Below are 25910 nucleotides of genomic sequence, written 5' to 3'. Positions count from 1 at the left end.
CTGCTCGACGCCGCCCGCGCGCACGCCGCCGGCACGCACACCGGCGCCGACGCCGCGCTCAAGGTCTGGGCGCACGGCGACCTCCCGCCTGCGCGCGCGTTCGCCGCCGCCACGGGCCTGGTCGTCGTGCGCGAGCTCCGCAAGCTGCGCCTCCACCTCGCGGACCGCACCGACGCGACCCGCCGCCCGATGCCCGCCGGGACGACGCTGCGCACGTTCGTCCCCGGCCAGGACGAGGAGGCGTGGCGCCGCGTCAACGCCCGCGCGTTCGCGCACCACCCCGAGCAGGGCCGGCTCACGGTCGCCGACGTGCGGGCCCGCGAGCGCGAGCCCTGGTTCGACCCCGCCGGGTTCCTGCTCGCCGAGCGGGACGGCGTGCTGGTCGGGTCGGTCTGGACCAAGGTGCACCCGGCTGGCACGGAGGCGGACGAGCCGGTCGGCGAGATCTACGTCGTGGGCGTCGACCCGGACGCGCAGGGCACGGGCCTGGGCGCGGCGCTCACGTCGGCCGGGCTCGACCACCTGGCGTCGCGGGGCCTCGCGACGGTCGTCCTCTACGTCGACGCGGACAACACGGCGGCCGTCCGGACGTACGACCGGCAGGGGTTCGTGCGGGCCGCGACCGACGTGATGCTCGCTTCCGATACCGAGGGTTCACCCGCGGGTGCCACGATGGGGTCATGACCGACGCCCCCGCGCTCGACTCCCTCGAGGAGCACCTCGCCTCGCACGTGGCACCGCAGGAGGAGCTGCCCGAGGTCGAGCCCGAACCGCTCCCCGACGACCGGTTCCTGGACCGCGAGCTGTCGTGGCTCGCGTTCAACCAGCGGGTGCTCGAGCTCGCGGAGGACCCGGACCTGCCGCTGCTGGAGCGCGTGCGGTTCCTGGCGATCTTCGCGTCGAACCTCGACGAGTTCTTCATGGTGCGGGTCGCGGGCCTCAAGCGGCGCATCGCGACGGGCATCGCGGTCACGGCGGCGTCGGGCCTGTCGCCCCGCCAGGTGCTCGAGGCCATCAGCGAGAAGGCGCACGAGCTGCAGCACCGGCACGCCCGCGTGTTCGCGGAGCAGGTGCAGCCGGCGCTCGCGGGCGAGGGCATCACGCTGGTCCGCTGGGACGACCTGGGCGACGCCGAGCAGGACCGGCTCCGCAAGTTCTTCCGGCGCCAGATCTTCCCCGTGCTGACGCCGCTCGCGGTCGACCCGGCGCACCCGTTCCCGTACATCTCGGGGCTGTCGCTCAACCTCGCGGTCGTCGTCGCGAACCCGGTGACGGGCAAGGAGCACTTCGCGCGCGTCAAGGTGCCGCCGCTGCTGCCGCGGTTCATCGCGGTCGACGCGAGCGGCCGCCCGTCGGCGCCCGACGCGGGCGCCGCCGCGCCCGAGAAGGGCCCGATGTCGTTCGTCCCGGTCGAGGACGTCATCTCCGAGCACCTCGAGCACCTGTTCCCCGGCATGGAGGTGCGCGAGCACCACACGTTCCGCGTGACCCGCAACGAGGACGTCGAGGTCGAGGAGGACGACGCCGAGAACCTGCTCAAGGCCATGGAGAAGGAGCTCCTGCGCCGCCGGTTCGGCCCGCCGGTCCGCCTCGAGATCGCCGAGGGCATCAGCCCGCGCATCCGCCAGCTGCTCGTGCGCGAGCTGCGGATGGCCGACGACGAGGTGTACGAGCTCCCCGCGCCGCTCGACTGCACCGGGCTCAACGTCATCGCCGACCTCGACCGGGCGGAGCTGCAGTTCCCGCGGTTCGTGCCGACGACGCACCGCCAGCTCGCCGAGGTGGAGAGCGCGACCCCCGCCGAGGTGTTCGCGAAGATCCGTGAGCGCGACATCCTGCTGCACCACCCGTACGACTCGTTCTCGACGTCGGTGCAGACGTTCCTCGAGCAGGCCGCCGCGGACCCCGCGGTGCTCGCCATCAAGCAGACGCTCTACCGGACGTCGGGCGACTCCCCCATCGTCGACGCGCTGATCGACGCGGCGCAGGCGGGCAAGCAGGTGCTCGCGCTGGTCGAGATCAAGGCGCGGTTCGACGAGCAGAACAACATCTCGTGGGCGCGCAAGCTCGAGCAGGCGGGCGTGCACGTCGTGTACGGCATCGTCGGGCTCAAGACGCACTGCAAGCTGTCGCTCGTGGTGCGCCAGGAGGCGGACGGCCTGCGCCGGTACAGCCACGTCGGGACGGGCAACTACCACCCGAAGACGGCCCGCCTCTACACCGACGTCGGCCTGCTCACGTCCGACCCGGAGGTCGGGCAGGACCTCACGCGCCTGTTCAACCAGCTGTCGGGGTACGCGCCGAAGTCGCGGTTCCACCGGCTGCTCGTCGCGCCGCGCTCGGTGCGCGTGGGCCTGATCGAGCGCATCGAGCGCGAGGCCGCGGCCGCCCGGGCGGGCGAGCCCGCGTGGATCAAGATCAAGGTCAACTCGATGGTCGACGAGGCCACGATCGACGCGCTGTACCGCGCCTCCCAGGCGGGCGTGCAGGTCGACCTCGTCGTCCGCGGGATCTGCGCGCTGCGGCCCGGCGTGCCGGGCCTGTCGGAGAACGTGCGGGTCCGCTCGATCCTCGGCCGGTTCCTCGAGCACTCGCGGATCTTCGCGTTCGCGAACGCGACGGGCGGCGAGGACGGTGCGCTCGACGGGCCCGAGGTCTTCATCGGGTCTGCGGACCTCATGCACCGCAACCTCGACCGGCGCGTCGAGGCGCTCGTGCGCGTCGCCGACCCCGACCAGGTCGGCGAGCTCGTCGACCTCGTCGACGAGTCCATGGACGACGCGACGTCGACCTGGCACCTCGACGGCGCGGGCGACTGGCACCGCCGGCACGTCGACGACGAGGGCAACCCGCTCGTCGACCTGCAGGCCGCCCTGATCCAGCGGCAGCGGCGCCGCCCCGGCGCCAGCCGGTGAGCAGCACCGCCGCACCGGTCGTCGTCGAGGCGGCCGGCGCTCTCGTGTGGCGCGTGCGCCTGCGTCGCCTGCAGGTCGCGCTCGTGCACCGTCCGCGCTACCGCGACTGGTCGTGGCCGAAGGGCAAGCTCGACCCGGGCGAGACGCCCGTCGTCGCGGCGATCCGCGAGGTCGCCGAGGAGACGGGTCACGACGTCGTGCTCGGCATCCCGCTGCCCGGCCTGGAGTACCGCCTGTCCGACGGCCGCACCAAGCGCGTGCACTACTGGGCTGCACAGGTCGCGGGCCGCCGCGACGCCGTCGCGCTGCGGGCGCGCCCGCCGGTGCCGCGCGCGTCCCGCTCGGAGATCGACCGCGTGCGGTGGATGGACGTCGGCACGGCCGCGCGCCGCCTGACGCGCGCCGCCGACCGCGAGCCGCTCGACGCGCTCGTCGCCGCGTACCGCAAGGGGCGGCTCGACACGCACGCGCTCGTGGTCGCGCGGCACGGGTCGGCCCGCAAGCGCAGCGCGTGGAAAGGCCCCGACGCCGAACGCCCGCTGACGTCGGACGGCACGCGGCAGGCCGACGCGCTGGTCCCGCTGCTGTCGGCGTTCGGCGTCGCGCACGTCGTGACGAGCCCGTGGCGGCGCTGCGTCGAGACGGTCCGCCCCTACGCGCGAGCGGTCGGCATGCCCGAGCAGAAGGTCGAGGCGTGGTCGGAGGACGCGCACGACGAGGCGCCGGGTCTGGTCACGGGTCACGTCGACGCGCTGCTGCACTGGCCCGGCGACGGTGTGGTCTGCACGCACCGGCCGGTGCTGGGGACGGCGTTCGGGGCGCTCGCGGCACGGGCGCGCAAGGCCGTCGCCGCCCAGGTGCCCGCGGAGGACCCGTACCTGCTGCCGGGGCAGATGCTGGTCGCGCACGTCGCGCACCGCCCGAAGGGTCCGCGGGTCGTCGCGGTCGAGGTGCACGGCCCGGGCGCCTGAGCCGTCGGGGCCGCGCACGGACCCGTCCGGCGCGCGGCGCGGCAGCCGCGCGGCCCGTCAGGTGAGGATCGGGTTGAGCACCAGGTAGATGAGCGCGGCGACGATCGCGGCCGCGGGGATCGTGAGGACCCACGCGGCACCGATGTTCTTCGCGACGCCCCACCGCACGGCCGACAGCCGCTTGGTCGCGCCGACGCCCATGATCGCCGAGGTGATGGTGTGGGTCGTCGAGACCGGCGCGTGCAGCCAGTACGCGTTGGCGTAGAGCACCACGGCGGCCACGGACTCCGCGACGAAGCCGCGCGCCGGGTCGAGCTCGATGATCTTGCGGCCCAGCGTGCGCATGATGCGCCACCCGCCCGCGTACGTGCCGGCCGAGATCGCGGCCGCCGCGGAGAGCTTGACCCAGAGCGGGATCGTCATGTTGTCGGGGTCGTGGAACCCGCCCGCGATGAGCGCGAGGACGATGACGCCCATCGTCTTCTGCGCGTCCTGGAGGCCGTGCCCGAGGGCCATCGCGGCCGCCGACGCGGTCTGCGCGAGCCGGAAGCGGCGCATGGTCCGCGCGGGCGGGCGGTTCCGCACGAGCCACAGCACGCCGACCATGAGGCCGAACGCGAGCAGGAAGCCGATGAGCGGCGAGAACACCATCGGCAGGACGACCTTGTCCCAGATGGCGTCCCAGTGGACGGTGACCCCGGACGCGATGCCGACGCCCGTGAGCCCGCCGATGAGCGCGTGCGTCGACGAGGACGGCAGCCCGAGCCACCACGTGATGAGGTTCCACGTGATCGCGCCGATCAGGCCCGACAGCACGATGACGAGGCCCTCGTGCGGGCCGACGTCGCCGATGCTGATGATGTCCTCGGCGATCGTCGTCGCGACGTGCGTGCCGAGCAGCGCGCCGACGAGGTTGAAGAACGCCGCCATGAGCAGTGCGACCCGCGGCGTCAGCGCCCGCGTCGAGACCGAGGTCGCGATCGCGTTGGCCGCGTCGTGGAAGCCGTTGGTGTAGTCGAAGCCGAGGGCGAACGCGACGACGACGACGACGAGCAGGACGTCCACGTGGGCTCAGGACTCCTTGAGCGCGATCGTCTCGACCGCGTTGGCCACCTTCTCGAACGCGTCGGCAGCGTCCTCGAGCGTGTCGATGATCTCCTTGAGCTTGATGATCATCACCGGGTCGGTCACCTCGTCGAACATCTGGGCGACGAGCTTGCGGTGCGACTTGTCGGCCTGGTTCTCGAGGCGGTTGACCTCGACCCAGTACTCCGAGAGCGAGTCCATGGAGCGCAGCCGCGGCATGGCGTCGGCCGTGAGCTCGGCGGCGCGCTGGAGCACCTGCACCTGGTCGGAGACCCGCGCGGGCAGCTCGTCGATCTTGTAGAGCACGATGAGGTCCGCGGCCTCGTCCATGAGGTCCATGCAGTCGTCGAGGTGCGACGCGAGCATGTAGATGTCGTCGCGGTCGAACGGCGTGACGAAGGTCTGGTTGAGGCGCCGCATGATCGTGTGCGTCGCGTCGTCGGCCGCGTGCTCGGCGTCGGCGATCCGCTTGCCGATCTCCTTGCGGGTGGCACGGTCCGCCCCGAGCATCTCGCCGAGGAGGTTGGCCCCCGTCACGAGGTGCTTCGCCGAGTCGGCGAAGAGGTCGAAGTACGTGGTGTCGCGCGGGGTGAGGCGCAGGCGCACGGGATTCTCCGGGACGGGGGGACGGACGTGGTTCAGGCTAGGTCAACCCGGCCCGGATGCCTAACGGCGGCCGACGGGCTCGTGGACACATGGTGACAGCCCGACGACCGTGCGGGGAACGCGGTGCGCCCGTCCGGGTGGCGACGCGCCGGACGCCACGCGGGTGACGTCGCGACGGGGTCGCGCCCACAGCCGTCACGCGCGTCCGCGCAGGTGAGGGGAGGGGCGGCGCCGGACCGGGAGCGCCTCTCGGCGCGTGGCCGCTCGAAGCGGCTTGAGATGGAGCCCGGGGCTACCGCGGCCCGGCGCCTCGTCCATGCTACGTCGTCGTCGCCCGCCGTGTGCTGTGCGGAACCTCACGACACCCGTCCGGCGAGACCGGACGTACCGGGCGCACCGGCGGGCAGCCCTCAGTCGAGGCGCTCCGCACGCCACAGCGCCGCGGCGTGCGTGAGCTCCTCCGCGGTGCGGACCAGGGACGCGGCCCCGCGCGTCATGCGCAGCGCCCCCCGCGGGTCGACGAGGTCGAGGTGGTCGGCGTCGAACGCGGCGCCCGTCGCGAGGACCTGGCAGAAGGCGGCCGCGCGCTCGAGCGCGACGGCGAGGTCGCCCGCGTACACGCCCGACAGCACGGCGTCGGCGACGGCCCGGACGTCCTCGGGGCCCGGGGTGTCCGCGACGCCCGCGACGACACCGTGCACGGGGGCCGCGGCGACGCCCGCGCGGTAGCGGTCGGCGATCGTCACGGGGTCGCGCCGGACCCACTCGCGCAGCACGTACAGCCGCCACAGCGCACCGGGCAGCGTGTCGGGCTGGCTGTCGGCCCACAGGCCCGCGACGACGTCGAGACCCTCGTGCTCGACGAGCGCGACGAGCCGCGCGACCACGTCGGGGTCGGGCTGCGCGCGCCCGCGCCGCACGAGCGCCTGCGCCGTGGTGTGCGCGACCTCGTCGCGCAGCGCGGGCGACAGGTCGCCGGGGATCGCGTCCGCCTGCTGCGGGTCGAGCATCGCGGGGCGGCGCGGTCGACGGGGCTCGTCGCCGCTGGTCGGACCGGTCATCGCGCACCTCCTCCACGGGCGGGCCGCGGGGTCGGCGCTCACCCGTCGGACGATCTTGCCTCGTCGTGGCGGACGTCGCGCGCGCCGCCCGTCGCCCGTCCGGGGCAGGCACCAGGGCTCGACATGCGTGTCCGTGCAGGTGGGGCCACAGTGGTTCTCACTCCTCGGGACGGCCCCGACGAGTGACGGAGGTGCCACACGATGTCCGACGCGACACGGCCGCCGCAGGGGGCGGCAGGAGGATCCGAGGTGCGCCACCCGCACCACAACAAGGCCATCGCGCTCGCCGTCGCGGCGGCCGTCGGTGGCTTCCTCTTCGGGTTCGACAGCTCCGTCATCAACGGTGCGGTCGACGCGATCGGGGAGCAGTTCGACCTCGGGTCCGCCCTGCAGGGGTTCGCCGTCGCCGTCGCGCTGCTCGGCTGCGCGCTCGGCGCCTGGTCCGGCGGCAAGCTGGCCGACCACTGGGGCCGCACCAGGGTGATGTTCGTCGGTGCGGTCCTGTTCTTCGTGTCGTCGATCCTGTCGGCGATCGCGTTCGGCGTCTGGGACCTGATCCTGTGGCGGTTCATGGCGGGCGTCGGCATCGGCATCGCGTCGGTCATCGCCCCCGCGTACATCGCGGAGATCGCGCCGGCGGCGATGCGCGGCCGGCTCGGCTCGCTCCAGCAGCTCGCGATCACGCTCGGCATCTTCGCCGCCCTGCTGTCCGACCAGCTGCTGGCGACGTCCGCGGGCGGTGCGTCGGAGGAGCTGTGGTTCGGGCTCGAGGCGTGGCGGTGGATGTTCCTGGTCGCCGTGGTCCCCGCGACCGTCTACGGCGTCCTCGCGCTGATGATCCCCGAGTCGCCGCGCTACCTGGTCGCGCGCGGCCGGCGCGACGAGGCGCAGAAGATCCTGTCGGACGTCCTGGGCCCCGACGAGGACGCCGCGGCCCGCGTGCGCGAGATCGAGCACACGATCGAGGCGGACAAGAAGCTCGAGGAGCAGGCGACGCTGCGCGGCCCGCGGTTCGGGCTCCTGCCCGTGGTCTGGGTCGGCATCCTGCTGTCGGTGTTCCAGCAGTTCGTCGGCATCAACGTGATCTTCTACTACTCGACGACGCTGTGGCAGGCCGTCGGGTTCGACGAGTCCGACTCGTTCATGGTCTCGACGATCACGTCGATCACGAACGTCGCGGTGACGTTCATCGCCATCGCGCTCATCGACAAGATCGGTCGCCGCCCGCTCCTGCTCATCGGCTCGGCCGGCATGGCGGTGTCGCTCGCGGTCATGGCGATCGCCTTCACGCAGTCGACCGGGACGGGCGACGACCTGACGCTGACGGGATCGTGGGGCACGATCGCGCTGGTCGCGGCCAACGCGTTCGTCGTGTTCTTCGGAGCGACGTGGGGTCCGCTGGTCTGGGTGCTCCTCGGCGAGATGTTCCCGAACCGGATCCGTGCCGCCGCGCTCGGCGTGGCCGCGATGGCGCAGTGGATCGCGAACTTCCTCATCACGATCTCGTTCCCGCCGATGCTGGACCGGTTCGGCGCGTCCATCCCCTACCTGATGTACGCGATCTTCGCGACGCTGTCGTTCTTCTTCACGCTGTTCAAGGTGCCGGAGACGAAGGGCGTGCAGCTCGAGGACATGGAGTCCGTCAAGGTCGAGCGGCGGGCGCGCGGGACGGCCAGCACGACCCGCTGACGCGACCCGCACGTCCCGGAGGCCCCTGGCGCACCGCGCGCTGGGGGCCTTCGTCGTGCCCGGGGCGGTGTGACGCGGAATAAGTTGCCTCGCGCAAATGCTGTGCCCTACAGTCTTTGCGTCACGCAACCAAGGAGCACCCCATGACCGGCACCACCGACGCACCCGAGACGCCCACGCGTCTCCTGCTGCGCGCCATGGAGGAGCTCACCCGGTCGCTGCGCGAGGCGTCCCACGTCATGTCGAAGCAGTTCCCCTGCTCGCGCGGCGAGGTCCCGCTCATCCGCCTGCTCGCCCGTCGCGGCGCGCTCGGCGTCGGCGAGATCGCGCACGCCATGCGCGTCGACGTCTCGGTCGCGAGCCGCCAGGTGAGCCACCTCGTCGACGAGGGCTGGGTCGAGCGGACCGTCGACCCCGACGACCGCCGCGCCCGCACCCTGCGGCTCACCGCCGACGGCGAGGCCCTCGCCGCCCGCATGCTCGACGTCCGCGACGGCGCCATGCAGGCCGTCTTCGGCGACTGGGCGCCCGACGACATCGACGACGCGGCCGCCGTCCTGCACCGCATCGCCGCCACGATCGACGCCGCCCGCCTGCGCGAGCAGGCACCCGCGCTCGCCACGACCGGGTGACGGGCCCGCCGCGACCCCCACGTCGCGGACCGGCCACGACCCGCACCACCCACCGACCTGCCGACGACGCCGGGTCCACCACCGCACGACCCGAACTCGACGAGAGCGAGACCATGACCGACCGCACCGCACCCTCCGCGCCCGTGGCGCCCGCCGAGGACGAGGCCACACGCCTCGTCGAGACCTCGGCCGACGCCGCGGGCCTCCCCCTCGACCCCACCGCCGCACCCGACTCCGCCGACGCCCCCCGCATGACGCACCGCGAGGTGCTCGAGTCGCTGTCCGGGATCCTCCTCGGCATGTTCGTCTCGATCCTCGCGACGAGCGTCGTGTCCTCCTCGCTGCCGCGGATCATCTCCGACCTCGAGGGCGAGCAGTCCGCGTTCACGTGGGTCGTCACCGCGACCCTGCTCACCACCACGATCACGACCCCGATCTGGGGCAAGCTCGCCGACCTCGTCGACCGCAAGCTGCTCATCCAGCTCGCGCTCGTCATCTCCGTCGTGTCGTCCGCGCTCGCGGGCCTCTCGCACACCACCGGCATGCTCATCGGCATGCGCGCCCTGCAGGGCATCGGCGCCGGCGGTCTGACCGCGCTCGGCACGGTCCTCATCGCCGACATCATCAGCCCGCGCGAGCGCGGCCGGTACATGGGCCTCATGGGCGGCGTCATGGGCATCGGCATGGTCGGCGGCCCGCTGCTCGGCGGCCTCATCACCGACGGCCCGGGCTGGCGCTGGAACTTCTTCGTCGGCCTGCCGTTCGCGGTCGCCGCGATCATCGTGCTGCAGCGCACGCTGCACCTGCCCCCGCTCAAGCGCCGCCAGGTGAAGATCGACTACCTCGGCGCGGCCCTGCTGTCCGCGGGCATCGCGCTGCTGCTCCTGTGGGTCACCTTCGCCGGCGACTCGTTCGACTGGGCGTCCTGGCAGACCGCCGCGATGGTCGGCGGCTCGATCGCGCTGCTCGCGCTCGCCGTGTGGGCCGAGTCCCGCGCCGCCGAGCCGATCATCCCGCTGCACCTGTTCAAGAACCGCACGCTGGTCCTGTCGGTCATCGCGTCCGTCGCGGTCGGCATCGCGCTGTTCGGCACCTCGGTGTTCCTCAGCCAGTACATGCAGCTCGCACGCGGCAAGACGCCGACCGAGTCCGGCCTGCTCACGATCCCCATGGTCGTCGGCGTGTTCGTCGCCTCGACGCTGTCGGGCCAGATCATCAGCCGCACCGGCCGGTACAAGGGCTTCATGGTCGCCGGCGCGACCGTCCTCACCGCGGGCCTCGTGCTCATGGGCACGATCCACTACGACACGAGCTTCACGCTCGTCGCGCTCTACATGGTGATCCTCGGCACCGGCGTGGGCATGCTCATGCAGAACCTCGTCCTCGCCGTGCAGAACACGCTCGACGTCCGCGAGGTCGGCTCCGGCACCTCGACGGTCGCGTTCTTCCGGACGCTCGGCGGCGCGATCGGCGTGTCCGCGCTCGGCGCCGTCCTGGCCAACCGGGTGGGCGACCTCATCGTCTCCGGCCTGAAGGGCATCGGGATCGACGCGTCGGCGCTCGGCGCCGGCGGCACCAGCACGCTGCCCAACCTGGCCACGCTGCCCGAGCCCGTGCGGGTCGTCGTCGAGCGGGCCTTCGGCGACGCGATCGCGGACCTGTTCCTCGTCGCCGCGCCCGTCGCCCTGATCTCGCTCGTCGCGGTCCTGTTCCTCAAGGAGGTGCCGCTCGGCCGCAAGTCCGGCATCGAGCAGCGGCTCGAGCAGGACGCCGACGTCGACGAGAAGGCGCCCGCCACGGTCGCCTGACCTCAGCGCACCGACGCCACGCGCCGCCTCCCGGGAAGCCCGGGGGCGGCGCGTGGCGTCTGTGCGTGCGGCAGGTCAGCGCGTGCGGGAGGTCAGCGCGACCGGGCGGTCAGCGCGGCGCGGGCCGTCGGCGCGTCCAGGCGGTCGGCGCGTGCGAGAGGTCAGTCGTGCTGGCGGATCGCCGCGAGCGCCGAGTTCAGCCGGTCGAGCTGCTCGGCGAGCGCGTCGACCTCTTCCGCGCTCCAGCCGTCGAGCGCGCGCAGCAGGAACTCGCGCCGGGCCGCACGCGCGGCCGACAGGCGGCGCTGCCCCTCGTCGGTGAGGTCGAGCAGCTGGCCGCGGAAGTCCTCGGGGTCGGGACGGCGCGAGACCAGGCCGATGGCGCCGAGCCGCGCGAGCTGGCGGGAGATCGTGCCGCGGCCGACGCCGATGTACGTCGCGAGGTCGCTGGCCCGGACACCGGGCGTCGCCTCGATGTGCCCGAGCAGCACGTACGCCGACGGCTCCAGGTCGGGGTGCACGTCGCGCGCGAGCGCCGCCGACGACGCGTGCGCCCGGCGCAGCAGCAGACCGAGCTCTCGCTCGAGCCTCGCGAAGTTCTCCTCGACCACGTCCCCCATCCTCGCCCCACCAGGGGTACCCGGGCGGGCGAAATCGTTGGACAGCTGCCCGACACGCCGGACGAACTAGGTGCTGGCACCCAGACGGGTCAGCGCGACCAGGTCGTGCGTCGTCCCGCGATGGTCGCGATCGCGGCGGCACGGTCGGCCCCGAGCCGCGGGGCCATGCGGCGGAAGATGCCCGGCACCTCGGTCCGCGGGACGACGAGCACGTCGTCCGTGCCGCCCGGCGAGCGCACCTCCACGCGTCCCTGCACGACGAGCACCGCGCGGACGACGACGCCCGCGCACGCGGCCGCGAGCAGCGCGGTCTGGACGCGCGACGCCTCGAGCCGGGCGTCACGCAGGTACGGCACGGGCTCGCCGTCGACGGTCATGAACCGGCCCTCGACGACCACCTCCGAGCCGGTGAGGTCGCGCTCCGAGACCGCGAGGATGCCGCCCGGCCCGACCAGCAGGTTCTGGAGCACCGACCCCTGCCGGCCCACGGGCACGTCGTGCAGCACCTGCCAGCCCTCGTCGACGAGCCGGGACAGGCGCGTGCGCACGGAGCTGCCGCGCTCGCCGCGGTACGCCGGCAGCGACGGGGCGTCGGCGGAGACGGTGCCGAGCCACGCCTCGAGCGCGGCCTGGTCGAGCGCGTCGAGCGCGTCGGTCGCGCTGGCCGGCACGGGCAGCACGAGCGCGCCGGTGTCGGTGCGCAGGTCCGCGCGCAGCCACGCCTGCGCGGCCATGCGGACGCCGTCCTCCAGCGCGGGGTGCTCGACGACGACCTCGCCGGACTGGAGGTCCACGGACCCGACGGGTGCGCCGGTCTCCTGCGTGACGAAAAGACGGTCGGCGCCGTAGCGGCGCCACCGTCTCACCGTCAGCAGCTCGTCCACGTCAGCATTATCGGCAGGAACGGGCCCGGACTTCAGGTCTGTCGACCATCCGGACGGCCCCCGTCGGGGTGATCCCCGATCGTCCCGCGACGGGGGCTTCGTGCCTGGCGGTCAGGCGCTCTGCTCGAACGTCAGGCTCACCGAGTTCATGCAGTAGCGGTCACCCGTCGGGGTCTGCGGCGCGTCGTCGAAGACGTGCCCCAGGTGCGACCCGCAGCGCGCGCAGCGGACCTCGGTCCGCACCATGCCGAGGCTGCGGTCGACGAGCAGCTCGACGCGGTCCTCGGCGAGCGGCGAGAAGAAGCTCGGCCAACCGCAGTGCGAGTCGAACTTCGTCTCGGACCGGAACAGCTCGTTGCCGCACGCGCGACAGCGGTACACGCCGACCCGCTTCTCGTCGAGCAGCTCGCCCGTCCAGGCGCGCTCGGTGCCCGCCCGGCGCAGCACCGCGAACTCCTGCGGCGCCAGCTCGGCGGCCCACTGCTCGTCGGTCTTCTCGACCTCGTAGCCCATCTCGTCCTCCTCGTGGGAACCGCGCGGTGCGGCGCCCGACCGGTGCAACACGGCAGGGGCGCCACCGGTTCCCGACGCGCCGGACGGGTCGCTGACCAGCGCGTCTCGCAGTTCCTCGGCACTTCGGTCTACGGTGCCCCGTAGCGCACGCTCCTCCCGCGCTGACCGAAAGCCGCCGAACCCGACCGACTCGCCCCCGGTCGTCCTTCCCGCCCGTGAGGTCCGCGTGCCCCGTACCCGTCGACCGTGGTCGCTGACGCGCTACTTCGCGGTCGTGAGCGTCGTCGCCATGACGGTCCTCGGGCTCGCGCTCGTCGTCGTGTCGGCGAACGTCATGGAGCGGCAGTCCACGCGCGACGGGATGGCGTCCGCGGAGTCGGTGCAGTCGTACGCGACCGGTCAGGTGCCGACCGACTCGTTCGTCATGGCCACCGCGCTCACCCCCGAGCAGGACGCCGCGGTGCGCGCGGCCGTCGCCGGGTTCGCGGACAGCGTCGTCGAGGTCCGGCTGTGGGCGCAGGACGGGACCCTCATCTTCTCGACCGCCGACCGCACGACGAGCGGCTTCCCCGACGGTGACCGGCTCGACGCGACGATGCGCACCGGCGAGCCGGACGCGAAGGTCGTGACCGACGTGCGCGGCGACGAGGGCGAGGCGAGCGGCACGCAGACCGACGTGCTCGACGTGTACGTGCCGGTCACCGCGGGCGACACGCTCACCGCGGACGGGCAGGCGACGGACGCGGGCGAGGTCGTCGGGGCCGCGGAGGTCATGCTCGACCACACCGGCTCGGCCGACGCGGTGGGCGACGCGGTGCGCACGGTCGGCATCGTGGTCGGCGTCGGGCTCGTGCTGCTGTGGGTGCTGCTGTTCCGCACGGTGCTCACGACGTCGCGCCGCCTGCAGGCGACGGCGCTGGAGAACGCCCGGCTCGCGCTGCTCGACTCGCTCACGGGCCTGCCGAACCGGCGCATGCTCGCGGACCGCATGCGCCGCACGATCGCCGAGGCGCAGCAGGACGGGACGCGCGTCGGGCTGATGATGCTCGACATCGACCACTTCAAGGACATCAACGACTCCCTCGGCCACGACCGGGGCGACGAGCTGCTCGAGCAGGTCGCGGAACGGCTGCGCGGCGCGCTGCGCGGGAACGACGTCGTCGCACGGCTGGGCGGCGACGAGTTCGCGGTCCTGCTGCCCGACGTGCGCTCGGTGGAGAACGCCGAGCGGCTCGCGCGGCGCGTGCGCGGGCTGTTCGCGACGCCGTTCCCGCTCGGCGACCTCGCGCTGCACGTCGAGACGTCGGTCGGCGTGGCGTGCCTGCCGGAGCACGCGAGCGACGCGTCGTCCCTCATGCGGACGGCGGACGTCGCGATGTACGCCGCGAAGCACCGCCGCACGGGCGTCGCCGTCTACTCGCTCGACGAGGACGACTCCTCCCCCGCGCGCCTGGTCCTGCTGGGCGACCTGCACCGTGCGCTCGACGCGGCGAGCCCCGACTCGCACGAGCTCGAGATGCACTACCAGCCGAAGGTCGACCTCACGACGGGCCGCACCGTCGGGCTCGAGGCGCTCATGCGCTGGCGGCACGAGACGCGCGGCCTGCTGGCACCCGCGGCGTTCATCCCGCTCGCCGAGCAGTCGGGCCTGATCCACGACGTCACCCGGTACGCGCTCACGGCGTGCGTCCGGCAGCTCGCGCAGTGGTCGCAGGACGGCCGGAGCACGCCGGTCGCGGTCAACCTGTCCGCGCACGACGTCGCGTCGACCGACGTGGTCGACCTCATCGAGCGGCTGCTCGACGAGCACGCGGTGCCCGCCGAGCTGCTCGAGGTCGAGATCACCGAGACCGCGCTCGTGGCCGACCGGTCGCGCGTCGTGCCGGTGCTCGAGCGCCTCGGCGAGCTCGGGGTGCGGGTCGCGATCGACGACTTCGGCATCGGCAACACGTCGATCTCGCAGCTGCGCGACCTCCCGGTCGACGAGCTGAAGATCGACCGGCTGTTCGTCGCGGACCTCCAGGCGGGGGGCCGCGAGGGCTCGGAGGTCGTCGTCCGCGCGATGGTCGACCTCGCGCACTCGTTCGGGCTGCGCGTCGTCGCGGAGGGGGTCGAGGACGAGCACACCGCCGAGATCCTCGCGCGGCTCGGCGTCGACCAGGCCCAGGGCTTCCTCTACTCGCGCGCGGTCCCGCCGGCCGACCTCACGTTCGGCACGCTCGTCCCCACACCGCGTCGCGGGGCCGACGAGTCCACGCGACCTGCGGGTTCACGTCCGGGCGGGCGGCGACGCCCCCGGACGGCGCAGACCACTCGTCACTCGAACGAGTGAATCTCACCCGGATGCCTCAACCCGCGCCACCCGTTTGCCGATGGTGATTCGTCCGGCCCGTACCTGCCTGCGCACGATGCCCGAGGAGTGCCCCCGATGATGGACGACCTGCTCCAGGAGATGATCGACCCCGCCCCGCCGCAGCGGGACAGGCCGCGACGTCGCCGGATGTGGACCACGGTCGGCATCGTCGGGCTCGCGGTCGTCGGTGCGACGTCGCTCACGACGTCGGCGCTGTTCAGCGACACCGACTCGACGAGCGCCGAGATCTCGACCGGCACCGTGGACCTCGCGGTCGGCGCGACGTCGTTCGCGCTGCCGCCCGGCGGCATGGCGCCCGGCGACACCGTCTACACGCCCGTGACCGTCAGCAACGACGGCTCGCTGCAGCTGCGGTACGCGATCGAGTACCGCGCCGAGACGCTCGCGACCGGCCCCGCCCCCGCGCCGACGCTGGCCGACGGCGCCACGCCGCAGTCGCTCGGGAACGTCGTGCAGCTCGCGATCTTCGAGACCGGGCAGTGCGACGCGGCCGGCGTCGCGAGTGCCGCACAGCTCGGCGCCGTCGACGGCGCGGCCACCCCGCTCGCGACCGACTTCACGGCGATCGTCGGCAGCGCCGCGACCGGCCCGGACACCGACGACCGCGACCTCGGCGCGGGCACGGACGAGACGCTGTGCGTGCGCGTCCACCTGCCGATCGGCGCCGACAACAGCTACCAGGACACGGCGCTCGCGCTCTCCCTGCGCATGCAGGCCGAGCAGGTCGCGAACAACGGCACGTCCTCCTCCTGAGGTCCCGTGCGATGAGGCTCCGCAGGCGCACCCCCGGTGCGCCCGCCGTCGACCGACGGATGCCGAGCGTGCCCGCACGCACCCGGACCCCGCGCGCCCCGCGCCCGGTCTGGCGCCGCGTGCTGTCCGCCGCGCTCTGGACCGTCGTCGCGGTGTGCGGGGCCGCGTACGCCGCGTCGCTGCTGGTGCCGCTCTGGTACCAGGTCAACGACGAGCGGCTGCTCATCGTCACGTCCGGGTCGATGGCGCCGAAGTTCGAGGCCGGCGACGCCGTGGTCCTGCAGGCGATCACGCGCGAGTCGGACCTCAAGGTCGGCCAGGTCGTCTCGTTCTGGCCCGTCGGGTCGCAGCAGCTCGTCACGCACCGGATCGTCGCGCTGCGGCACCTGCCCGAGCTCGTCGACGACCCGGAGACGGGTGAGCGCGTCCCGAAGATCGGCGCCGACGGCGCGCCCGTCACCAAGCCGTACGTGTTCACCAAGGGCGACGCGAACGCCGAGGCGGACCCGAACGCGATCCCCATCACGCGCGTGCGCGGCGTCGTGCTCGACGTGCACCGCGGATGGGGCTGGGTGCTGCAGTGGTCGACGTCCGCGACCGGTCGCGCCGTGATGCTCGTGCCGCCGCTGCTGTCGCTCGCGACGCTCGAGCTCCTGGCCGTCACCGACGGCCGACGCGAGCGCCGGGCCGCCGCCGCGAGCGCCCAGGCCGACGCGAGGAGGTTCGATGACCTCCTCCTCGACTGAGGCGACCGTGCCGGCCGGCCGGCACCCGTTCCTCGCGGCGGACCGCGGGTCGTGGGTGCGCCTGGCCGTGGTGCTCGCGTTCGCGGCGGCTGCGCTGGTCGCACCCTTCGTCGGGTCGACGCAGGCGCAGTTCACCGACCACGCGACGGTCGAGATCCGCTACCAGGTGGGCCCGACGACCACGCCCACCCCGACGCCGACGACGGACCCGACGACCGACCCGTCGGCGGGGACCTCGACCGACCCCGTGCAGCAGGCCGGCGCCGGCACCGACGGACCGACCGCGGCCTCCCGCACGGTCCCGGGCCGCACTCCCCGGCTGTCCCCCGACGCCGGCCGTCCGGGCGGCCCCGCCGACGGTGCGGACGGCCCGCGCGCGCCGTCCGGTCCGTGGTCGACGCGCGGGGACGCCCGCGACTGATCAGGCGGCGCGCACGCCGCGAGCCGCGAGGAGCACGCCCGCGGGGTCGTACGTACGGGCCAGCGTGCGCAGGCGGCGCGCGACGAGCGGGGTGAACACCCGGTCCGCCCACGCCGTGCCGGCCGCGTCGGTGAAGTTCGGCAGGCCGCCCTCGGCGACCCACGGGCCCAGCCCGTCCGCGACGCGCGCGGCGTCCCGCGTCACGACCTGCGCGACCTCGGGGATCATGAGGCCGACCGCGAAGACGCTGTACGCGGCGTCGCGGTGCGCGTAGGCGCACGGCTCGCCCTCGCGGACGCGGCCGCCGAGCTGCCGGACCTCGACCACGGCGAGCGCCGAGTCGACGCCCGGACCGACGAGCTCGAGCAGCCGGTCGGCACCGTCCACGCCGAAGCCGTGCAGCAGGTGGTGCGACTCGTGCAGCGGCAGCGGCTCGACCGGGTCGGCGTGGATCGCGCCGAGCGCGGCGTACGGCATGACGCCCACGGTGTCGAGGACGGGTGCGGCGACCGCGCGGATCGCCCGGACCATCTCCTCACCGACCGCCGGGTCGCCGGTCCAGGCGAAGCGCACGTGCAGCGTCACCTGACCGCGCAGCGGTGCGGGGAACGGGTCCATGTCGGGCAGCCGCATGACCGCGGCGGAGGTGGTGCCCTCCTCGGGCAGCAGCTCGCACCACCGGCCCCACGTGCGCAGGACCGCGGGGACGTCGGCCTCGGCGAACCACAGGCCGCCCGCGTACAGCTCGGGCAGCTCGATCAGGTCGATCTCGACCGCGGTCACGATGCCGAGGGTGCCCTTGCCGCCGCGCAGGCCCCAGAACAGGTCCGGGTGCTCGTCGGGCGTCACGCGGCGCAGCACGCCGTCGCCCGTGACGACCTCGAACGCGCGCACGGTGTCCGACGACAGGCCGTGCGAGCGGGCGACCGGTCCGAGCCCGCCACCCGTGAGCAGACCGACGACGCCGACGTCCGGCGAGGACCCGCAGAGGGCTGCCAGCCCGTGCGGTGCGGTCGCCTCGAGCACCCGCTCCCAGCGGACGCCCGCACCGACGCGCGCCCAGCGCTCCTCGGGGTGGACCGTGAGCTCGTCGAGCGCGGCGGTGTGCACGAGGAGCGCGTCGCGCATCTCCTCGGTCGCGCCGTGGCCGGTGCTCTGCACGCCGACCTGGACGCCGAACGCGGCGGCGATGCGCAGCGTGGCGCTCACGTCCGCCGCGCCCGTGGCCTCGACCACGGCGAGCGGGCTCACACGGCGCGTGAGGTTCGAGGTCGCGGTGAGCCGCGCGTAGCCGTCGGTGCCGGGCAGGTGCACGGCGGGGACGGCGTCGCGCAGCGCGCGGACGGCGGCGGCGCCGGTCGGGCGGGGGTCCGGTCCGAGGGCAGGGCTGACGAACGACATGGGTGATCCTTCGGGTCCGGCACGGGGTTCCGTGCGCTGTCACGAGGGCGCCGCGTCGGGCGCACGGGCAGAAGGAATCCCGGGCAGGTGTCCAGATACATCTCGTTCGTCCGGTACCGGCGCTCGCCGGGCCGGGCAGGCAGGGCGCGCGTGGCCGGCGGAGGAGGCGGTCGGGTCTCGGCTCAGGCGCGCGCGTCGGGCGGCGGGGCCGCCGGGAGCGTCACGACGAACGTCGTCCCCTCGCCCAGCGTGCTCTCGATGTCGAGCAGCCCGCCGTGCGCGTCGACCACGGCCCGCGCGATCGCGAGCCCCAGCCCGACGCCGGGGATCGCGCGGCGCGTCGCGGACGTCGCGCGGAAGAACCGGGTCGTCAGGCGGCTGAGCTCGTCGGGCGCGATGCCGATGCCCGTGTCGCGCACCGACAGGGCCGCGCCGCCGTCGGGTGTCGGCCCCACCTCGAGGTGCACGTCGCCGCCCGCGGGCGTGAACTTCACGGCGTTGGAGACGAGGTTGTCGACGACCTGCGAGAGCCGGCCCGGGTCGGCGGTCACCGGGGCGGGCGCGATGGTCGTCGTGAGGCGCACGCCCGCCTGCTCGGCGACCGGGCCGAGGGACGCGACCGAGCCCGTCACGACGTCGGCGAGGTCGATGCCGCGCGGCGAGATCGCGAACGTGCCCGCGTCGACCTGCGCCGTCAGCAGCAGGTCGCCGACCAGACGGAGCTGGCGGCGCGCGTTGCGCTCGATCACCGTGAGGTAGCTGCGCTGCTCCTCGGTGAGCTCGTCGGTGCCGTCGAGCAGCAGCTCGAGGTACCCGAGCACGGACGTCAGCGGGGTGCGCAGCTCGTGGCTCACCAGGCTGACGAACTCGTCCTTGAGCCGCGACGCCTCGCGCTCGGCCGTGACGTCGGTCGCGACGACGACGTACCCGGCGATGCTGCCGTCGACGTCGAGCCGTCGGGTCACCGCGAGCTTGACCGTCACGTCGGTCCCGTCGCGGCGGCGGTACGTGGCGTCGCGCGACGCGCGCCCGTCGTCCCCGGCCGTCACGATCGACTCGAGCAGCCGCGCGGCGACCGAGCCGGGCGCGCGCGGCTGGTTGCCCGTCGGCTCGACGACGTCGGCGTACAGGTCCGTGATACGCCTCTTGCCGACGACCTCGCCCTGACCGAACCCGAGCAGCCGCTCGGCACCCGCGTTGAAGACGCGGATCATCCCGGTCGCGTCGGTCGCGATGATCGCCTGCTCGGTCGCGGAGTCGATGATCGAGACGAGCTCGTCGCGCGCGGCGCGGCGGGCGTCGGCCACGCGGGCGAGCTCGAACGCGTCGGCGCGCATGCGCTCGACCATCTCCTGCTCGCGGTCGCGCATGACGGACACGGCCTCGGTGCGCGCGCGCAGCCGCTCGGTCACCTCGTGCGCGGTGACGGCGACGACCAGCGCCACGAGCGACACGAACAGGCCACGGACCAGCACGAGCGTCCCGAAGTCGGCGTTCGGGTCGAGCAGCGGCGGCAGCAGGATGACGAGGTTGACCCCGATGGTCGAGATGATCGGGCCGCGCCACCCGCGCTGCGCGGCGAGCGCGAGCACGGGCAGGAAGATCATCACGGTGTACATCGAGCCGACGCCGCCCGTGCCGGCGCGCAGGAACGCGACGCAGACCATCTGCATGATCGGCAGCAGGTCCTGCGTCCACTCGGGCTCGTCGCGCCAGTGCACGAGTCGCGCGACGACCGCGAGCAGCACCGCGATCGCCGCCGACACCCAGACGGCCCACGGCACGGTCACGGGGATCGACGGGATCCACAGCGTCAGCACCGCGACGAGGTACACGCCGAGGAACGGCAGCTGGCGCTCGACGACGTTCGCGTCGTCGCCCAGGCGCGACGCGATCTTCGTCAGGAACCGCGAGCCGCCGCCCGCGGGCACGGGTGGGATCGCGGCGCGGTAGGAGGACGTCATCGCGCCCTGTCCGGCAGCGCCTGCTCGAGGGCCGCGCGCACGCTCTCCCCGACGAACGGCTTCGGCAGCGTCGCCTCGACGTCCGGGTAGTCGTGCGCGTCGAGCACCGAGGTGACGACGACCGGCAGGCCGGGACGGAGCCGGTGCAGCTCCTCGACGAGCTCCCAGCCGCCCATGCCGGGCAGGCGCAGGTCGACGAACGCGACGTCGACGTCGAGCTGCCGCTCGTCGGCGAGCGCGGCCTCCGCCGACGGCGCCTCGAGCACCTCGCAGCCCGCGCGGCGCAGGTGGGTCGCGAGCAGCGCGCGCTCGTCGGGCTCGTCGTCGACGACCAGCACGCGGGTGCCCGCGCCCGGCTCGGTGGGTCGCACGGTCGTGTCGTCGTCGGTCATGCGTCCAGCCTGCCCGTCCGCGGCCTCGCACCGCAGCACATCGGGCGCGTCGCGGCCCGGCACGTCGCGCGTCCGGTGGTCACGCGCCCTCCCGGACGGCCTCGCGCAGCCACGCGTACCGGCCGACGTCGTCCGCGACGTGCGCGTCGGTCGACGCGACGAGCGCGACGCCCGCGTCCGCCCACCGTGCCCGCACGCGCGGTCCGGGGCAGCGCCACTTCTCGTTGACCTCGACCGGCGTGCCGGTCGCGACCGCGACGGCGGCGAGCTCGTCGAGCAGGTCGTCGGGGACGTCGTCCTCGGTGAGGCCGATCTTCGGCAGCAGGGACAGCGGGTGCGCGAGCTGCGCGCGGCCGGCGCGTCGCACGGCCCGGACGGTGGCGCTGACGAGCGTCTCGACCGCGCCCTCGCGCGTCAGCGCCCCGGACGCGAGGTGCTCGACGACGACGCGCGGGCTCCACGGCCCGTCGGGCCCGGGGTACTGGTGGTCGGCGAGCAGCACCCGGTCGGCACCGTCGGGCCCGCCGAGCGCCGCGAGCACCTCGGGCGGTGCGTCGATCCCGCCGTCGGCGTCGAGGATCTTCGCCTCGACGCCCGTGAGGACGCGCAGGCCGTCGACGGCCGGCAGACCGCGCACGACCGCGAGGAAGTCGGGCACGTACGTGGTCGAGACGCGCACGTGGTCGACCATCCGCACCGTGTCGAGCCCCGCGGCCCGGGCGGCGGCGAGGTTCTCGGCGGGCGTGCTCACCGCGTCGTCGGAGAACGCGGAGTGCACGTGGTGGTCGCCGCGCAGCGACGGGCCGCCGGTCATGCGCCGGAGGCGTCCGCGCCGGTCGGCACGTGCGCGGCGCCGGGCGCGGGGAGCACCTCGCCGACCGGCAGGAACACGTCCTCGAGGTAGCGGACGTTGGCGATCTCGGCGAAGTCGACGCGCTCTGGGACCGGCCGGCCGAGCACGGCGTCGAGCGTGAGCGACGGCATGTCGACGCCCGCGGCGATGGTCAGCGGCATCGCGCCCGGGAACCGCGGGTTGACCTCGAGCAGCGCGGGCGTGCCGTCGGCGTCGCGCTTGAGCTGGACGTTCGCGACGCTCGTGAGCCCGACAGCGCGCGCGACGGCCGACGCGGTCGCGACGAGCTCGTCGTCGCGCACGGTCACCCCCGCGACCGCGACGCCCGAGTCGACGCGCAGGCGGGCGCGCGGGACGGCGGCGATCACCTGCCCGTCGGGCCCGGCGAGGACGTCGACCGAGTACTCGTCGCCGGGCAGCATCTCCTGCACCAGCAGGTCCTCCTCGGCGTGCACGGCGTCGAGCTCGGCGGCCGTGAACACCGTCCGGACCCCGCGCGACCCGGCGCCGCGCCGCGGCTTGACGATGACCGGGAAGTCCCAGCCCGACGTGGCCTCGGGCGTCCCGACGAGCTCGGTGCGCGGCACGCGGACGGTGCGCGCGCAGGCCCGCGCGAGCGCGAGCTTGTCGAGGCACGTCTCGATGGTGTCGAGCGTGGGCGACGCGAGCAGCGTGCCGTCGGCGGCGAGGTCGTCGCGCGCGGCGGCCAGCCGCGGCAGCTCGACGTCGACGGTCGGGTAGAGCACGTCGATCCCGTCCTCGCGGCACATCGCGCGCACGACGTCGACGAACTCGGGTGCACGACCCGCCGGGACGAGGCGGCGCCGGTCCGGCGGGACGAGGTAGATCGCGCTGGCCCACCGGTCCATGTCGGCGGCGTACACCTCGACGTCGTCGCGCGCCTGCAGCGAGCGGATCACCGCGACGCCCGCGGGGCCGCCCGCCCCCGTGACGAGGACCCTGGTCATCGCGTGCCTCCCGTGTCGTCGTGCGCCAGCGGCGCGGGCTCGTGCGCCGCGGCCGCAGCGATGCCGCCGCCGCGCCCGGAGCCGGAGATCATCGCCGCGACCCGCACCGTCTCGAGCGGCTCGGCGTACCGGCCCGTGCCGAACCTCGACCAGTACCGCGCGGTCGCGCGCACGAGCTCGGGCTCCATGTAGTCGCGGTGCGCCTGCGACTCGAACGCCGCGAGCATCTGCAGCTTCGTCTCGACGAACCCGTCGACGGGCACGAACGTGTCGGGCTGGAAGTCGACCGTCGACGACGGGCTCTGGAAGCACGCGAGCGACGGGACGCGCCGCGCGGCGACCTGCACGGCCTGGTGCACCGCGCGGTGGTCCTGGTGCCGGTCGTGCACCGAGTGCGTGTAGACGATCGTCGGCGACACCTCGGCGATCATCTGCTCGATCGTCGTGATGAGCCCGCCCGCGGGGTCGAGCCGGGTGTCCTCGAAGTCGTGCAGGTAGAGCCGCGCGCCGATGACGGCGGACGCCGCGAGCGCCTCGTGCCGCCGTGCGTTGATCTCGCCGCCGATCGCGCCGCCCGACAGCGTGAGGACCACGACGGTGTCGCCCGCGGCCCGGTGCGACGCGAGCGTCGCGCCGACGCCGATCTCGACGTCGTCGGGGTGCGCGCCGACGGCCAGCACGGTCTCGGTCGGCCCGGCGGCGTCGCGGCGGCTGCGTCCCTCGGCCGCGAGCGCGCGCACCTTCTCGACGAGGATCGCGGCGCCGACGGGCTTGACGAGGAACTCGTCCGCGTCACGGCGCAGCGCCTCGACGGCGTAGTCGACGCTCGCGAACGCGGTCATGACCGCGACCGGCACGCCGGGAGCGCGTGAGCGCAGCTCGCCGAGCAGCTCGAGCCCGCTCATGCCGGGCATCTGGATGTCCGTCAGGACGACGTCGAACGTCTGCTGCGCGACCTCGGCGAGCGCCGACATCGGGTCGTGCACGACGGTGGCCGACATGCCACCGCGACGTTCCAGGACAGTCCGGACGAATTGGGCGGTGTCGACGTCGTCCTCGACGACGAGCACCTTCACCTGGTCGTCGGCCACGCTGGTCGGCCCTCCCCACCCCTGACTGCCTTCCGGTCACCACCGTAACCGCGGAGTCGTGCGGAAGCCCTCCGGGGCCGTCCCGTCGGCGCGGCGCGACCCTCCCGTTGTCGCCCGCCGCACGGGCACGGCACCCTGGGAATAGGTTCCACCGTCGGCGGGTTGAGCGGGTCGATACATGCAAACGCATGAACCTCCGGAGGGCGGGGCCCCCGGATCGAGGCAGCAGGAACGAGGCGCACCATGCAGTTCGGGATCTTCAGCGTCGGGGACGTCACCACCGACCCGACCACGGGCCACACGCCGGACGACACCGAGCGCGTGCGGAACATGCTCACGATCGCCGAGCACGCGGACGCCGCCGGCCTCGACGTCTTCGCGACCGGCGAGCACCACAACCCGCCGTTCGTGCCGTCGTCGCCCACGACGATGCTCGGCTACCTCGCGGGCCGCACCACGAACATCGTGCTGTCGACCGCGACGACCCTCATCACGACCAACGACCCCGTCCGGCTGGCCGAGGAGTACGCCATGCTCCAGGTCATCTCCGACGGCCGCATGGACCTCATGCTCGGCCGCGGCAACACCGGCCCCGTCTACCCGTGGTTCGGCCAGGACATCCGCCAGGGCATCCCGCTCGCGATCGAGAACTACGCGCTGCTGCGCAAGCTGTGGACCGAGGACGTCGTCGACTGGTCCGGCAAGTTCCGCACCCCGCTGCAGGGCTTCACCTCGACCCCGCGCCCGCTCGACGGCGTCGCGCCGTTCGTGTGGCACGCGTCGATCCGCTCCCCCGAGATCGCCGAGCAGGCCGCCTACTACGGCGACGGCTTCCTGCACAACGCGATCTTCTGGCCCATGGAGCACACCGCGCAGATGGTGAACTTCTACCGCCAGCGGTTCGAGCACCACGGGCACGGCCAGGCCGACCAGGCGATCGTCGGGCTCGGCGGGCAGGTCTTCGTCCGCAAGGACTCGCAGAAGGCGTGGGACGAGTTCCGCCCCTACTTCGACGTCGCCCCCGTCTACGGCCACGGGCCGTCGATGGAGGAGTTCACCGAGCAGACGCCCCTCACCGTCGGGTCGCCGCAGCAGGTCATCGACCGGTACGGCAAGTTCTTCGAGCAGGTCGGGCACTACCAGCGGCAGATGTTCCTCGTCGACCACGCCGGCCTCCCGCTCAAGACCGTGCTCGAGCAGATCGACCTCCTCGCCGAGGAGATCGTGCCCGTGCTGCGCCGCGAGGCCGAGGCCGTCCGCCCCGCGCACGTGCCGTCGAACCCGCCGTCGCACGCCGAGCGCGTCGCCGCCGCCCGTGCCGCCGGCACCCTGCCCGCCGCTCACACGGGCGCGGCCGCCGACCGCTGGACCGGCCGGACCGCCGAGGACGACGTGGAAGCAGCGGACGCCGTCGCGCGTTGAGCCTGCTGGACTCCTCGCAGCACCCTCGCACCACCTCACGCAGCACCTCATGCACACGTACAGGAAGAAGGACACGATGAGCGACCGCTCGATCGTCGTCGTCTCGGCCGGGCTGTCCCAGCCCTCCTCGACGCGGCTGCTGGCCGACCGGCTGGCCGACGCGACCGTGGCCGAGCTCGCCCAGCGCGGCATCACCGCGCAGGTCGAGACCGTGGAGCTCCGGGACCTCGCCCACGAGATCGTCAACATGACCCTCACGGGGTTCGCGTCCGGGCCGCTGCGCGAGGCGCTCGACAAGGTCGACCGGGCCGACGGCCTCATCGCCGTGTCGCCCGTGTTCTCCGCGTCGTACTCCGGCCTGTTCAAGTCCTTCGTCGACGTGCTCGACAAGGACGCGCTCGTCGGGCGGCCCGTGCTGCTCGGCGCGACCGGCGGCACCGCGCGGCACTCGCTCGCGCTCGAGTACGCGCTGCGGCCGCTGTTCGCCTACCTGCGGGCCGACGTCGTGCCGACCGGCGTGTTCGCCGCGACCGACGACTGGGCCGACGCGGGCAGCGACCGGGTCAACCCGCTGCCCGACCGCATCCGCCGGGCCGGCCGCCAGCTGGCCGAGGAGGTCGCGGACCGCGAGCCGTCCCGGCCCGTCGGCCTGTACGACGCGGTGCCGTCCTTCGAGGACCTCCTGGGCGGCTGACGCCTGCCCCTCCCCGCGGCCGCCCGACGTCCCCCGGCGGGGGGGC

General features: G+C 73.9%; 24 protein-coding genes. 12 read left to right on the top strand and 12 right to left on the bottom strand.

Annotation, left to right across the window (positions count from 1 at the left end):
* The 3 genes from mshD to CTKZ_RS04890 all read left to right on the top strand — a co-directional run.
* Positions 1–684 (top strand): mycothiol synthase (gene mshD / locus CTKZ_RS04900; RefSeq protein WP_124341898.1); only part of this gene is annotated, 684 nt, incomplete at its 5' end.
* A complete protein-coding gene (locus CTKZ_RS04895; protein ID WP_124341897.1) occupies positions 681–2915 on the top strand; it encodes an RNA degradosome polyphosphate kinase in 2235 nt (744 codons plus the stop codon). The genes mshD and CTKZ_RS04895, both read left to right, overlap by 4 nt.
* Positions 2912–3886: an NUDIX hydrolase gene (locus tag CTKZ_RS04890; protein WP_124341896.1), complete on the top strand. Its 975-nt coding sequence runs from the start codon at positions 2912–2914 to the stop codon at positions 3884–3886. Before CTKZ_RS04895 ends, CTKZ_RS04890 begins: the two co-directional genes overlap by 4 nt.
* 57 nt (positions 3887–3943) lie before the next feature.
* Here the strand turns inward: CTKZ_RS04890 and CTKZ_RS04885 are convergent, their stop codons facing one another.
* From CTKZ_RS04885 to CTKZ_RS04875, 3 genes are all read right to left on the bottom strand, one after another.
* Positions 3944–4951 carry an inorganic phosphate transporter gene (locus CTKZ_RS04885; RefSeq protein ID WP_124341895.1) on the bottom strand — a complete coding sequence of 336 codons (1008 nt, stop codon included), beginning with the start codon at positions 4949–4951 and terminating at the stop codon, positions 3944–3946.
* 6 nt (positions 4952–4957) lie between these two features.
* Positions 4958–5578 (bottom strand): DUF47 domain-containing protein, encoded by a 621-nt coding sequence (locus CTKZ_RS04880; protein ID WP_124341894.1) that lies wholly within the window; start codon positions 5576–5578, stop codon positions 4958–4960.
* A 410-nt stretch (positions 5579–5988) separates the two neighbouring features.
* Positions 5989–6588, bottom strand: a complete 600-nt coding sequence (locus tag CTKZ_RS04875) for a hypothetical protein (protein ID WP_124341903.1) — start codon at positions 6586–6588, stop codon at positions 5989–5991.
* Positions 6589–6840: 252 nt separating this feature from the next.
* Here CTKZ_RS04875 and CTKZ_RS04870 point away from each other — a divergent pair, with 252 nt between their 5' ends.
* The 3 genes from CTKZ_RS04870 to CTKZ_RS04860 all read left to right on the top strand — a co-directional run bounded on the left by CTKZ_RS04870 (position 6841) and on the right by CTKZ_RS04860 (position 10768).
* Positions 6841–8328, top strand: coding sequence for a sugar porter family MFS transporter (locus CTKZ_RS04870; RefSeq protein ID WP_124341893.1), 1488 nt, complete (start codon positions 6841–6843; stop codon positions 8326–8328).
* Positions 8329–8471: 143 nt separating this feature from the next.
* Positions 8472–8960: a MarR family winged helix-turn-helix transcriptional regulator gene (locus CTKZ_RS04865; protein ID WP_124341892.1), complete on the top strand. Its 489-nt coding sequence runs from the start codon at positions 8472–8474 to the stop codon at positions 8958–8960.
* Positions 8961–9211: 251 nt separating this feature from the next.
* Entirely contained in the window at positions 9212–10768 is a 1557-nt protein-coding gene (locus CTKZ_RS04860) for an MFS transporter (protein WP_124341902.1), read from the top strand.
* Positions 10769–10929: 161 nt separating this feature from the next.
* Here CTKZ_RS04860 and CTKZ_RS04855 read toward each other — a convergent pair whose 3' ends face one another.
* The 3 genes from CTKZ_RS04855 to msrB form a co-directional block, all read right to left on the bottom strand.
* A complete protein-coding gene (locus CTKZ_RS04855; protein WP_225915912.1) occupies positions 10930–11388 on the bottom strand; it encodes a MarR family winged helix-turn-helix transcriptional regulator in 459 nt (152 codons plus the stop codon).
* A gap of 89 nt (positions 11389–11477) precedes the next feature.
* Positions 11478–12272: an NERD domain-containing protein gene (locus tag CTKZ_RS04850; RefSeq protein WP_124341890.1), complete on the bottom strand. Its 795-nt coding sequence runs from the start codon at positions 12270–12272 to the stop codon at positions 11478–11480.
* 111 nt (positions 12273–12383) lie between these two features.
* Positions 12384–12785, bottom strand: a complete 402-nt coding sequence (gene msrB, locus CTKZ_RS04845) for a peptide-methionine (R)-S-oxide reductase MsrB (protein WP_124341889.1) — start codon at positions 12783–12785, stop codon at positions 12384–12386.
* A 226-nt stretch (positions 12786–13011) separates the two neighbouring features.
* Between msrB and CTKZ_RS04840 the strand changes: the two genes are divergently transcribed.
* From CTKZ_RS04840 to CTKZ_RS04825, 4 genes are all read left to right on the top strand, one after another.
* Positions 13012–15117: a putative bifunctional diguanylate cyclase/phosphodiesterase gene (locus tag CTKZ_RS04840; protein ID WP_235843340.1), complete on the top strand. Its 2106-nt coding sequence runs from the start codon at positions 13012–13014 to the stop codon at positions 15115–15117.
* 96 nt (positions 15118–15213) lie between these two features.
* On the top strand, positions 15214–15912 hold the full coding sequence (locus CTKZ_RS04835) for a TasA family protein (RefSeq protein ID WP_124341888.1): 699 nt from the start codon (positions 15214–15216) through the stop codon (positions 15910–15912).
* Between the two features lie 59 nt (positions 15913–15971).
* Positions 15972–16658 carry a signal peptidase I gene (locus CTKZ_RS04830; RefSeq protein WP_124341900.1) on the top strand — a complete coding sequence of 229 codons (687 nt, stop codon included), beginning with the start codon at positions 15972–15974 and terminating at the stop codon, positions 16656–16658.
* Positions 16639–17079 carry a hypothetical protein gene (locus tag CTKZ_RS04825; RefSeq protein WP_124341887.1) on the top strand — a complete coding sequence of 147 codons (441 nt, stop codon included), beginning with the start codon at positions 16639–16641 and terminating at the stop codon, positions 17077–17079. Before CTKZ_RS04830 ends, CTKZ_RS04825 begins: the two co-directional genes overlap by 20 nt.
* On the opposite strand, the gene CTKZ_RS04820 is transcribed toward CTKZ_RS04825, so the two are convergent.
* The 6 genes from CTKZ_RS04820 to CTKZ_RS04795 form a co-directional block, all read right to left on the bottom strand.
* Positions 17080–18480 (bottom strand): FAD-binding oxidoreductase, encoded by a 1401-nt coding sequence (locus CTKZ_RS04820; RefSeq protein ID WP_124341886.1) that lies wholly within the window; start codon positions 18478–18480, stop codon positions 17080–17082.
* A gap of 182 nt (positions 18481–18662) precedes the next feature.
* Positions 18663–20444, bottom strand: coding sequence for a sensor histidine kinase (locus tag CTKZ_RS04815; protein ID WP_124341885.1), 1782 nt, complete (start codon positions 20442–20444; stop codon positions 18663–18665).
* Entirely contained in the window at positions 20441–20836 is a 396-nt protein-coding gene (locus CTKZ_RS04810) for a response regulator (RefSeq protein WP_124341884.1), read from the bottom strand. The genes CTKZ_RS04815 and CTKZ_RS04810 overlap by 4 nt, the downstream gene beginning before the upstream one ends.
* A gap of 79 nt (positions 20837–20915) precedes the next feature.
* Positions 20916–21650: a PHP domain-containing protein gene (locus CTKZ_RS04805; protein ID WP_124341883.1), complete on the bottom strand. Its 735-nt coding sequence runs from the start codon at positions 21648–21650 to the stop codon at positions 20916–20918.
* On the bottom strand, positions 21647–22657 hold the full coding sequence (locus CTKZ_RS04800) for an ATP-grasp domain-containing protein (protein ID WP_124341882.1): 1011 nt from the start codon (positions 22655–22657) through the stop codon (positions 21647–21649). Before CTKZ_RS04800 ends, CTKZ_RS04805 begins: the two co-directional genes overlap by 4 nt.
* Positions 22654–23748, bottom strand: coding sequence for a response regulator (locus tag CTKZ_RS04795; protein ID WP_124341881.1), 1095 nt, complete (start codon positions 23746–23748; stop codon positions 22654–22656). The genes CTKZ_RS04800 and CTKZ_RS04795 overlap by 4 nt, the downstream gene beginning before the upstream one ends.
* A gap of 243 nt (positions 23749–23991) precedes the next feature.
* On the opposite strand from CTKZ_RS04795, the gene CTKZ_RS04790 reads away from it, so the two are divergent.
* Positions 23992–25170 carry an LLM class flavin-dependent oxidoreductase gene (locus tag CTKZ_RS04790; RefSeq protein WP_124341880.1) on the top strand — a complete coding sequence of 393 codons (1179 nt, stop codon included), beginning with the start codon at positions 23992–23994 and terminating at the stop codon, positions 25168–25170.
* 76 nt (positions 25171–25246) lie between these two features.
* Complete coding sequence (locus tag CTKZ_RS04785) at positions 25247–25864, top strand: FMN reductase (protein WP_124341899.1); 618 nt, start codon at positions 25247–25249, stop codon at positions 25862–25864.
* Positions 25865–25910: the final 46 nt, after the last annotated feature.

This window comes from Cellulomonas algicola, from assembly GCF_003851725.1.
GTDB classification, from domain to species: Bacteria; Actinomycetota; Actinomycetes; order Actinomycetales; family Cellulomonadaceae; genus Cellulomonas; species Cellulomonas algicola.
The sequence above is the reverse complement of the archived record's forward strand: the minus strand, read 5'-3'. Positions and strand labels throughout refer to the sequence as shown.